Source organism: Methanospirillum hungatei (genome assembly GCF_020216685.1).
GTDB classification, from domain to species: domain Archaea; phylum Halobacteriota; class Methanomicrobia; order Methanomicrobiales; family Methanospirillaceae; genus Methanospirillum; species Methanospirillum hungatei_B.
On sequence record NZ_JAIWNS010000001.1, the window covers coordinates 1 to 10,000 of the forward strand.

The window sequence follows — 10,000 nt, forward strand, 5'->3', positions numbered from 1 at the left end:
TAGTCCAGACGACAGGCCTTTCCGGATATGTGCCGGCTGAGTCGCCTGTTCCAGCGTCACCAGCATCAGGCCCTGTCATCGCTGCCTCAACACAGGCACCTGCACCGGCATCAGACCTTCCAAAGATTACCAGCATGACTCTTTCTGCGAATAATCTCCGCCCAACGGTGGGAACAGATGTGGAGCTCACCGGCCGGCTTGTTGACAGTTCAGGAAAAGGAGTGCCTGGCGTAAGTATCACCATAGAGGTGCCGGATTACGGAACTGATTTCCTGCCGCTGCTTACCACGTCTACCGATGGTGATGGACGATTCTCTGCAACCATCAGTACTTGGGAAGGTGGAGGCGTTCCGGTCAGGGCAGTATTTGAAGGAAATGACAAATATCTTGCTTGTACCAGTAATACTCTGACGTTTTACGCTTCGGATAAGAAATCAACCGGGTCGCTGGCTGGCGGCGTTAATTAAAAAACCTTTTTTTACGGGTTCAGAAACCCGACATCCGGGAACGGCACCGTCTGGTCCAGGAGCAGAAAGACGATCTGTGGGACAAACAGCAGAATTACAACCAGAACCCTGAGTGGCGCATGATCTATCTTCCGGTAGGCATATATCGTTACTGCCAGCAGGATGATCATCGCCAGAATCCACATGTACGTATATGGGGCAGCTCTTCCAAGACTTATCGTGAGGACTGCATAGCTGACCAGCGAAGTAAAAGCCATCGTTCCGCATACAAGTGCAACTAATGCAAAGAAGAACTCAACAAGTATCAGCGCTCTGTTCCGGGCAGTCACGATGAATCATTTCCGCTCTTTTTATAAAATGATTGTGATGAGTTCGTCATTTACCCCATAATATTGGAACTGACCTTGATAACCTTGGCTTCTACTTCAGCCTGTCGTTCACCTGATGAAAGTTTTCTGAAATTATCAGGTGTCATCTGAAGTGAAAGCGGTCTTTTTACGGTTATCGTGCTGCGTTTTTCAACCGTCCCGACCGGTATATTCTCATGGATAAACCGGTACTCAGGGAGGTCCTTTGGAGTGCTCACAAGAGCCATGACCTCAACCCCATATGCATTATTTCCCCCGACATTCTCTATATCCAGGGTGACCTCATAGGTGATGGTATTCGTTTCAGGTGATACATTCACCTGCTGTATCGCAGGGATGATATTGAGTTCGGGCGGAGCATAACTGCTGCATCCGGCACACAGGACAAACCCGGCAAACAGAATGAAGATAGATATAATGAGGATTTGTTTCATGATTCGCGCCCCAGTTCTGTAATCTTTACTTCAGCTTCAGCCAGCCGGTCCTCACATTGCCTGACCAGAACCATCCCCTGTTCATACAGGGTAATCATCTCATCAAGACTGGTATTGCTGTCTTCCATCTTTCGTACTATCTCTTTTAACTCACCTATCAGTTCTTCATACTTTTTTGTCATGGTACACCTGTGTTATCGCTGCATCTGCTGTTCCATCCGTCAGTCGTATCGTCACCGTCTTGCCTGGCGTAAGTTCATTACAGGACCTGATCACCGTCCCTGCTGAACTGACCATGCAGTACCCGGCCTGAAAGAGCGCTTCAGGACCCCGTGCTTTGAGAATGGCGGACAATGATGTGAGTTTTGCACGCTCTGCCTGAAGTCTGACCTGAACTGCACAGGAAAGCCGCCCCTTTATTTCAGCAAGGAAATTTTTTCGTTCCGGAAGTTCGCGTCTCATAAACACCAGCGGGTTTCTCCCCTCAAGGCGGCCACGGATCTCAGCAAGACTGGATTGTGCCCGGTCTTTTAAACCATGAGCTCCCCGTTCCATGCGGTCGGTCAGATCTGCCAGAGCCTCCTGCCGTATCCTGACTTCCCGAAGTAATCGTGGAGAGGAGAGGCGATCTCTGATCCCGTTCAGGTCTTCCTGTGCTGATTCCAGCCGGTTCATGAGTTGTAAAAATATCCGTTTTCTCAAATGTGTGAGAGCATCGAGTTCACTCTCCCGGTCGGGTACGCACTGCTCTGCAGCATGTGAGGGGGTAGAGGCACTCACATCAGCGGCAAGGTCGGCAAGCGTGATATCCACTTCATGACCGATTGCGGCAATCACCGGCACAGGGCAGGTGACGATGGCTTCGACCACACAGGGGTGATTGAATGCAAAGAGATCCTCATAACTCCCTCCTCCCCGGCCGACGATGATAACATCCACCATATCCTGTACCCTGATAATTGCCCGGGCGATATCCTCATGAGCAGATGCTCCCTGCACCATGGTTGGTGACAGGATTATTTCTGCAGGAAACCGTTTCGAGATGACATTCCTGATGTCATGGATCACCGCACCGGTTGAGGAGGTGACTACTCCGATCCTGACCGGATACTTTGGAGGACTCCGTTTTCGGTCAAGACTGAACCATCCTTTCGCGGCCATCTCTCGCCTCCACCCCTCGATCAGGAGTGCCCGCTCTCCGGCACCTGACGGCCTCATCTGGGTTATCTGAAAGGAGTACCGGCCTCCTGGTTCATAATGAGAGATGGAGCCATAGGCACGGACCTCCATTCCGTCATCGGGGGTAAAATCCAGGTATCGGGCGGCACTTTTCCATATCGCACATGAAACCACCGACTCCTTTCCTGCGACCTGTTCAGACAGGGAGAAATAGAGATGACCAGAACTGTGCCTCTTAAAATTGGTAATCTCCCCGGTTATCCAGATATTCTGCAGGGATGTGTCCTCAAGGAGCCGGGCAATCATTCTGGAGACTTCTGAAACCCGGAGTGTCACTGGGCCTTCCTTTTTCGTCCAGTTGTCGAGTGTTGCCTGGTCCATGATCACCTGATCGATTATCTTCATCCGGATAGATAATGTCTGGTAATGGATATTTCGTTCTCAAGTATGTTCTTTCATGATGCAACTCTTGAGGCTATCTTTCGTTCCCCTGAACAATCAGGGGCAGACTCCCTTGAGTTCTGGCTTGAAACCCCGGACTTCTGGCTGAAAGGCCTCTGTATGGATGAGTTGAAGAGACAGGTAAAAGCCAGTCAGACCAGATCTCCTCTGTCAGTTCATGCACCGGTACTAGACCTGAATCCCTGCTCAATCAACCCGGATGTGCGGGAGGTCTCAATCAGGTGGATAGAGCGATCAGTCGAACTTGCTGAGCAGATAGGAGCATCCGTCTGCACCATCCATCCAGGTCGGAGAACAGCAAAACGGCCTCCAAGTATCACCGATTATCAACGGCTCGGAACCATGCTTGACCGTATTGAACGGATCGCAGACGAGGTCAGGGTGAAGATCGCCATAGAGAATATGGAGCCTGCAGTAAATGCCCTGCTGACCACTCCGAATGAGATAATAAAAGTTCTGGATGAGCGATCCTGGCTCTATTTCACCTTTGATTATGCGCATGCGGTAGGGAGCGGACCCAAGGCGGTCTCGTCCTTTCTTGATGGGGGTGCTGGAAAAATCGTAAATATTCATATTTCAGGAGCAGGGAATGGACAGATGCATGGTCTGGTCAGCTCAGATGAAAATGTCATTCCTTTTCTTAGAGAACTCAGGGAGAACAGGTATGACAGACAGATAACCCTTGAGATCAATGACCTGGTTCTGCCTTCGGCATTATCATACCAGGAAAAAATTACGCTGCTGAAACAGGAGATAGCAGTGATAAGAAAGGCGTTCAAAGAGGAGGAATTGACAGGGGCAATATGAATCGTATGTAATGAAGGTTCAGTCAGTGCCGGAGTATACCTGTTTCATAGTGAGATCAGGGAGTATCTTTTTGTCTCTGGTTACAATATCATGTAGGAACAGAGGCAGAGGTATAATCTGTCAGGTCATACCTCTCATCATAATTGTCTATGCCGTATTCCGGCGTGATCGCTGAATGATAGAATACTACCTATACATAATCATTTTCATTTTATGCCTCATTTTGTCCGGTTTTTTCTCCGGATCAGAGGTAGCATTGTTCTCGATTACAAGGGCCAAGGTCAGAACTCTTGTCAACGAAAAAGAACCAGGATCAGAAGCTCTTGCTACCCTGAAAAAAAATCCTGACCGCTTTCTTATCACCATCCTTATCGGGAACAATATTGTCAATATCCTTGCGGCATCAGTCGCAACCGCAGTGGCAATCGGATTTCTTGGAGAGACGGGTCTTGCCGTTTCTGTTGCCACCATCGTTGTGGTACTGCTGCTGCTGGTGTTTGGAGAGATATGGCCGAAGATGTATGCATCAAGGAATGCGACCAGGTTCTCATTACGGTTTTCACCTGTCATTCTCCTGTTATCACAATTCTTTGCACCGGTAATTTTCATATTTAATAAAATAGCGGGGAAGATGACCGGGGCCGGAGCTTTTGCTCACCATATGATAACAGAAGAAGAGATCAAGGAATGGATTGATGTCGGGCAGGAAGAAGGAACGATAGAGAAGGATGAACAGGAGATGCTCCATTCGGTCTTTGAGTTCTCTGATACCCGTGTGCGCGAAGTGATGACACCCCGGATCGATGTTGTTATGCTTGAGGATACCTCCAGCTCTGATGAAGCCCTAGAGATCTTTAAAAATACCGGGTTTTCACGTCTGCCAATATGGCATGGGAATATCGATACGATCAGGGGGATTCTCAATGTCAAAGATGCCATCTTCTCAGTCCTTGAGACGCATGAATCCGTTCCTATCGTAGATCTCCTCTCTGAACCACTCTTTGTTCCGGAAACAAAGAATATTGATGATCTTCTTCGGGAGTTACGGGTGAAAAAGACCCATATGGCCATTGTCCTTGATGAGTACGGCAGCTTTGTGGGGATTGTGACCGTCGAAGATATCCTTGAGGAACTCGTGGGGGATATCCTTGATGAGTTTGATACTGAAGAGCACGAACTTGTCAGAGTGGCAGAGGATGTCTACTCAGTTGATGCACGTATGTGGGTGGAAGACCTGAACAAGCACCTGAATCTGCATCTTCCAACAAGTGAGACATATGAAACCATTGCAGGCCTTGTCATTGAACGGCTCGGTAATATCCCCCGGATTGGGGATGTATGTGATCTGGCCGAAGAAGGAGTCCGCCTGGTGATTATTCAGATGACCGGAAAACGAATCAACCGCCTGAAACTTATCAGGATACAGCCACCAGAGCCTGATGATGAACAGGAGAAGAACGGATGAAACTGGGACGGTTTGTGGTCCTTGCATCTGGCAGGGGATCCAATTTTCAGGCGATCATCGACCGGGTTTTTGATGGATATATCAATGCTGCCTGTACCGGACTTATCACCGACAACCCGGATGCATATGCGATAAAGCGGGCTCAGGATGCGGGAATTCCTGCGGAGGTCGTACCATACCGGAATTTTCCGGATAAGATCCAGTATGAAGATGCCCTCATGGCAGTTCTTGCGCGGTATAATCCTGACCTTGTGGTGCTGGCCGGATACATGCGCCTTCTCGGCGAGCGGATCGTTGATGCATACACCGGGAAGATGATGAACATTCATCCATCCCTTCTCCCTGCATTTCAGGGTCTTCACGCGCAGAGACAAGCCCTGACCTATGGAACAAAGGTAGCCGGATGCACTGTCCACTTTGTCACCCATGACATGGATGCCGGACCGGTGATCATACAACGGACAGTTCCGGTCCTTGATGATGATGACGAGGAGACCCTTGCTGACCGGATCCTTGTTGAGGAGCATCAGGCATATTCAGATGCCATCAAACTCTTTTTTGAGAAGAGACTCCGGATTGAGGGTAGGAGAGTTCGGATTCTTCCCGATTCATGACCAGAAAAGGGACACGTTCAGATAGAAAGCATATTGCCATGGAGCGGATCTCCATCCTGTTCTCCCAGGCAGAATCTTTCTTTTCTTGGAACCAGGAATACAGTCACCACTGTGTCAGATCCGCCCGCCTGATAGCCATGAAGGAGCGGGTGAGAATTCCCCCTTGGCTTAAAAGAAGATATTGCAGAAGGTGTAATGCATACCTGGTACCCGGTGTAACCGGACGAGTGAGAATATACCGGGGAAGGGTGATCATCACCTGTCTTACCTGTGGCTGGCATCGAAGAATACCAACTACCAGGAGTACCACTACCAATGGAAAAGAAAAGAAGTGATTCGGGATTTCATGACCTGAAACCTACGATATGGGTCGGTAAACAGGGCATGAGCGATACCATTCTGGACGAGATACAAAACCAGATCAAAGTCAGAAAAGTCATCAAAGTGAAATGGCTTTCCAGTGTTGAGATAGATCCTGAATCGGTTGCAGCACAAAGCAGGACAAAACTCCTTCAGGTCCGCGGAAGAACGATGGTCCTTGGAGATTCCAAGCTCTACCAGTGATCGAAACCTCGAAATATATATGTACACTCCACGCGAATAAGTAGAGACTACGATCCGTATTGAGAGTGTGGACTATCGATGACTACTGTATATGATGTTCCGGCCGACAAGCTCATCGCGAAAGCGGCAATGGAACTGAAGGAAAAAGCCGAAATAACCGCGCCTGAATGGGCACCATTTGTAAAAACCGGAACACACCGTGAGATGCCCCCGGAAGATCCGGAGTGGTGGTATACCCGTGCAGCAGCTGTCCTCAGGCGTGTATATGTTGATGGACCGGTCGGTGTTGAGAGAATGCGTTCGGTTTATGGCGGTAAGAAAGACCGTGGTTCCAAGCCGAGCAAGTCGGTAAAGGGAAGCGGCTCTATCCTCCGTAAATCACTGCAGCAGCTCGAAGCAGCGGGATTTGTTGCAAAACAGAAGAACGGAAGGGTCATAACCCCTGCAGGCGCTTCATTCCTTGATGGGATCGCCTATTCCGTCAGCAAAGAGCAGTAAACAGGATTGGTGAAACAGATGGGTGAAGATGAACTGGCTGAGATCCGCCGGAGAAAAATGGCAGAGATGCAGCAGCACGCTGCAATGCAACAACAGGAAATGGAGCGTCAGCAGCAGTACGAAGCTCAGATGCAGATGGCACTCATGCAGATTCTTGAGCCGGAAGCCAGGGAAAGACTCAATACCATCAAACTCACCAAGCCGGATTTTGCCAGGGCTGTTGAGCAACAACTGGTAATGCTTGCACAAAGTGGCAGAATCAAGACCAAAATATCAGATGATCAGCTGAAGGTCATCCTCCAGCAGGTGACCCCGGCGAAACGGGAATTCAATATCAGGCGGAAGGGATGAGGGCAGCCGTCCTCTTTTCAGGTGGAAAGGACAGCTCGCTTGCTGCCATTCTCCTCTCCACCTGGTACGAGGTCGAACTGAATACCTATCTCTTCAGCCAGGATGCGAACATCGACGCGGTCAGGAAAGCTGCAGGATCACTCGGTTTTCCTCACCACATCCGCCAGTTCAGGGAAGAACTCCTTGATGAGACAGTAGATCTCATCATCAGGCAGGGATTTCCAAACAATGCAATCCAGCTGGTTCACCGTGAGGCTATCCGGTGTTTATGCAAAGAGTATGAAGTGATTGCTGATGGAACCAGGTTTGGTGACCGCGTCCCCCTCCTCACCGATGATGAGATTCGAAGTATCGGGGACCGGTACGGATGCTCCTATATCAGGCCCCTGATTGGATTTCCAAAAAAAGAGGTTGAGCGACTGGTTTCCCGATACCTGATCATCGAAAACGGAGTGACCGGTGAGATAGAGAACGGGGATTATGAAACCGGGATTCGGAGGGAACTCGTACGAAGAGGTCTTTCTCCTGAATCATTCTTCCCGCCTGCACATCAGCAGTCGCTTGTCACCGGGAGAAAACCCAATTCATAGGTGTATCATGAGCAAACTGACAAAATGCCGTAAGATTCGGTTATCAAAAAAGACCACACAGAACCGCCGGGTTCCCCAGTGGGTTATGGTAAAGACAGCCAGAGCAGTAATGGCCCATCCACAGCGTCACAGCTGGCGGCGGAGCACCCTTAAGGTGTGAGAGACATGGTTGAGAAACTTCAGGAACAGATGTATGTGATTCCCCTCGGGGGAGTAAAGAGAGCACCGAGATGGCGCCGGAGTGCAAAGGCGATGAAGGATATCCGTGCATTCTTAAGCCGTCATATGAAGAGTGATGATGTCCGCCTTGGCCAGGATATTAATGAGAAAGTCTGGTCCAGAGGTACGGAAAAGCCTCCTGCACGGGTCCGCGTCCGGGCTATGAAGCTCGAAGACGGGCATGTTCAGGCAGAGCTGGCTGAGGAGTAGATGGACCGTTTTGTCTCGATAGCCGGAGATCCCCATATAGGCGTTTTCACCCGCGTATTTGATGATATCGCGGTGGTTCCACCTGATGTACCTGAGGAGGTTACCACCAGGTACGAGGAAGCATTAAAGGTTGAAATTGTCAGGACCACCATCCAGAGAAGTCCGATCATAGGTTCCCTTCTGGTCGGAAATAATAACGGACTGGTGATGACGGGAATGGCAACCGAAGAAGAGATAGCAACCCTCTCAGAATATCGTGACCTGATGCTGCTCGAAGAGGGTATGAATGCTGCCGGGAATATTATTCTGGCAAATGATCACTTTGCGGCTGTTCATCCTGAAATGGATGAGGAGTTCATGGATGCCTTAAGTGACTTTCTGAAAGTTCCGGTCATTCCCCTGACCCTTGGTGATGTCAAGACAGTCGGGATGGCGGCAGTCGCAACGAATTCAGGTGTTGTTGTCAGTCCCCGGACTACCCCTGGAGAAATTCAGAGACTGGAACAGGTGTGTTCCCTGCCTGTCGGGAAGGGAACTGTTACCATGGGGAATGCAATGGTCGGGACAGGCCTTGTTGCAAACCGTTACGGGTATCTGGCCGGAGTCGGGACAAGCGGATATGAACTCGGCAGAATTGAAGATATTTTAGGTTTTGAGGAGGAATAAAGATGGATGAGAAGAAATTCGAAGTAAAAGGAACGTACCAGGAGAAGCGTGACTTCTGGAAACCATATACAAAAGTTCTCTCTGCACCAAATGCCACCCAGGCAAAAGAGCGGATTTTTGCAATCATTGGAAGCAAACACCGCCTTGCACGTCCTTACATCAAGGTTGAATCTGTCTCCGAACTGAGTGGAGAGTGATACCAGTGGCTGCCCCCGTTGACCCCAGGGAAGTTCAGTCTCTTCAGACCTATCTGAACCAGTACACCCAGCAGGCAGAGGTATACTCCAGGCAGCTTGGGATGATGGAAGAGGGTATTCGTGAGGCAAACGCTTCAATTGAGACGCTGAAGGCCCTTGCAGAGGCAGGGGAAGCACCGGTATTCATGCCGATAGGTGGCGGACTGAATATCAGGGCTACCATCATTCAGCCAGATGAGGTCTTTGTCAGTATTGGCTCGGATATCATTGTTCAAAAGACGAATGAAGGTGCAATATCATACCTGCAGGACAGGATTAAGGAGATGGAGGCAACAGCCAAGAATCTGACTGAGATACTGCAGAAGATTGATGCACAGGTGAAAGACATTCAGAAACGTCTTGAACAATTATACCGACAGGCCCAGGCTGAACAACAGAGTGCAGGTTCCCTCTGAACTCCTGCCTTTTGTTTGGCAGCAGGTGACGGAACATGTTCAAAGCACTGAAAGAAAAACTCTTTTCTGCCAGAAAAAAACTGGAACATTCTATCGAAGTAACCAATCCGGCTGATACTGAAAAATCTCAAGATATATCCGGAGCAGAACAGACCCATCCTCAGCAGGAAGTCAAGACCCCTGCTCCTGAACAGGTGAAGAAGGCTGCCCCGAAGATCACTGAGAAGATAGTCTCTTTTGTCAGGGATCGTGAGTTCATCATCTCTGAAAAGGATGTGAGTGATATCCTTGATGAACTTGAGATGGGACTGCTTGAGAGTGATGTTGCCTTTTCTGTGACTGAAGCGATTCTTGCAAGAATAAAAGCAGACCTCTCCGGATCAAAGAGAAAGATCGGGACATCCGTTGATTCGATCGTGCGGGACGCACTGTCTGATGCCCTTCTTGGAGTTCT

At 49.4% G+C, this 10,000-nt stretch carries 19 protein-coding genes; 15 read left to right on the forward strand and 4 right to left on the reverse strand.

The window, feature by feature from the left end:
* A partial coding sequence (locus LDL35_RS00005; RefSeq protein ID WP_304018239.1) for a carboxypeptidase-like regulatory domain-containing protein occupies positions 1-467 on the forward strand: 467 nt, incomplete at its 5' end.
* A gap of 11 nt (positions 468-478) precedes the next feature.
* On the opposite strand, the gene LDL35_RS00010 is transcribed toward LDL35_RS00005, so the two are convergent.
* Genes LDL35_RS00010 through xseA form a run of 4 tightly spaced genes read right to left on the reverse strand, consistent with a single transcriptional unit; the run spans position 479 to position 2,853 of the window.
* Entirely contained in the window at positions 479-796 is a 318-nt protein-coding gene (locus tag LDL35_RS00010; RefSeq protein ID WP_304018241.1) for a hypothetical protein, read from the reverse strand.
* Between the two features lie 50 nt (positions 797-846).
* On the reverse strand, positions 847-1,269 hold the full coding sequence (locus LDL35_RS00015) for a hypothetical protein (RefSeq protein WP_304018242.1): 423 nt from the start codon (positions 1,267-1,269) through the stop codon (positions 847-849).
* A complete protein-coding gene (xseB, locus tag LDL35_RS00020; RefSeq protein ID WP_304018244.1) occupies positions 1,266-1,451 on the reverse strand; it encodes an exodeoxyribonuclease VII small subunit in 186 nt (61 codons plus the stop codon). Before xseB ends, LDL35_RS00015 begins: the two co-directional genes overlap by 4 nt.
* Positions 1,435-2,853, reverse strand: coding sequence for an exodeoxyribonuclease VII large subunit (gene xseA, locus LDL35_RS00025; RefSeq protein WP_304018245.1), 1,419 nt, complete (start codon positions 2,851-2,853; stop codon positions 1,435-1,437). Before xseA ends, xseB begins: the two co-directional genes overlap by 17 nt.
* 21 nt (positions 2,854-2,874) lie before the next feature.
* Here xseA and LDL35_RS00030 point away from each other — a divergent pair, with 21 nt between their 5' ends.
* The 14 genes from LDL35_RS00030 to LDL35_RS00095 form a co-directional block, all read left to right on the forward strand.
* A complete protein-coding gene (locus tag LDL35_RS00030) occupies positions 2,875-3,717 on the forward strand; it encodes a sugar phosphate isomerase/epimerase family protein (protein ID WP_304018247.1) in 843 nt (280 codons plus the stop codon).
* 175 nt (positions 3,718-3,892) lie between these two features.
* Entirely contained in the window at positions 3,893-5,182 is a 1,290-nt protein-coding gene (locus tag LDL35_RS00035; protein ID WP_304018249.1) for a hemolysin family protein, read from the forward strand.
* Positions 5,179-5,796 (forward strand): phosphoribosylglycinamide formyltransferase, encoded by a 618-nt coding sequence (purN, locus tag LDL35_RS00040; protein WP_304018250.1) that lies wholly within the window; start codon positions 5,179-5,181, stop codon positions 5,794-5,796. The genes LDL35_RS00035 and purN overlap by 4 nt, the downstream gene beginning before the upstream one ends.
* Positions 5,793-6,131, forward strand: a complete 339-nt coding sequence (locus tag LDL35_RS00045) for a ribonuclease P protein component 4 (RefSeq protein WP_304018252.1) — start codon at positions 5,793-5,795, stop codon at positions 6,129-6,131. Before purN ends, LDL35_RS00045 begins: the two co-directional genes overlap by 4 nt.
* Entirely contained in the window at positions 6,112-6,360 is a 249-nt protein-coding gene (locus tag LDL35_RS00050; RefSeq protein WP_304018254.1) for a YhbY family RNA-binding protein, read from the forward strand. Before LDL35_RS00045 ends, LDL35_RS00050 begins: the two co-directional genes overlap by 20 nt.
* A gap of 78 nt (positions 6,361-6,438) precedes the next feature.
* Entirely contained in the window at positions 6,439-6,858 is a 420-nt protein-coding gene (locus tag LDL35_RS00055; protein WP_304018255.1) for a 30S ribosomal protein S19e, read from the forward strand.
* 18 nt (positions 6,859-6,876) lie between these two features.
* Positions 6,877-7,209: a DNA-binding protein gene (locus LDL35_RS00060; protein WP_304018271.1), complete on the forward strand. Its 333-nt coding sequence runs from the start codon at positions 6,877-6,879 to the stop codon at positions 7,207-7,209.
* On the forward strand, positions 7,206-7,799 hold the full coding sequence (locus LDL35_RS00065) for an alpha hydrolase (protein ID WP_304018257.1): 594 nt from the start codon (positions 7,206-7,208) through the stop codon (positions 7,797-7,799). The genes LDL35_RS00060 and LDL35_RS00065 overlap by 4 nt, the downstream gene beginning before the upstream one ends.
* A 7-nt stretch (positions 7,800-7,806) precedes the next feature.
* On the forward strand, positions 7,807-7,959 hold the full coding sequence (locus tag LDL35_RS00070) for a 50S ribosomal protein L39e (protein WP_011449956.1): 153 nt from the start codon (positions 7,807-7,809) through the stop codon (positions 7,957-7,959).
* A 5-nt stretch (positions 7,960-7,964) separates the two neighbouring features.
* Complete coding sequence (locus tag LDL35_RS00075; protein ID WP_304018263.1) at positions 7,965-8,228, forward strand: 50S ribosomal protein L31e; 264 nt, start codon at positions 7,965-7,967, stop codon at positions 8,226-8,228.
* A complete protein-coding gene (locus LDL35_RS00080) occupies positions 8,229-8,894 on the forward strand; it encodes a translation initiation factor IF-6 (RefSeq protein WP_304018265.1) in 666 nt (221 codons plus the stop codon).
* Between the two features lie 2 nt (positions 8,895-8,896).
* Entirely contained in the window at positions 8,897-9,091 is a 195-nt protein-coding gene (gene rpl18a, locus LDL35_RS00085; RefSeq protein WP_304018267.1) for a 50S ribosomal protein L18Ae, read from the forward strand.
* Positions 9,088-9,546: a prefoldin subunit alpha gene (gene pfdA / locus LDL35_RS00090; RefSeq protein ID WP_304018268.1), complete on the forward strand. Its 459-nt coding sequence runs from the start codon at positions 9,088-9,090 to the stop codon at positions 9,544-9,546. The genes rpl18a and pfdA overlap by 4 nt, the downstream gene beginning before the upstream one ends.
* 35 nt (positions 9,547-9,581) lie before the next feature.
* Positions 9,582-10,000: signal recognition particle receptor subunit alpha (locus LDL35_RS00095; protein ID WP_304018270.1), on the forward strand; the 419-nt coding region annotated here is incomplete at its 3' end.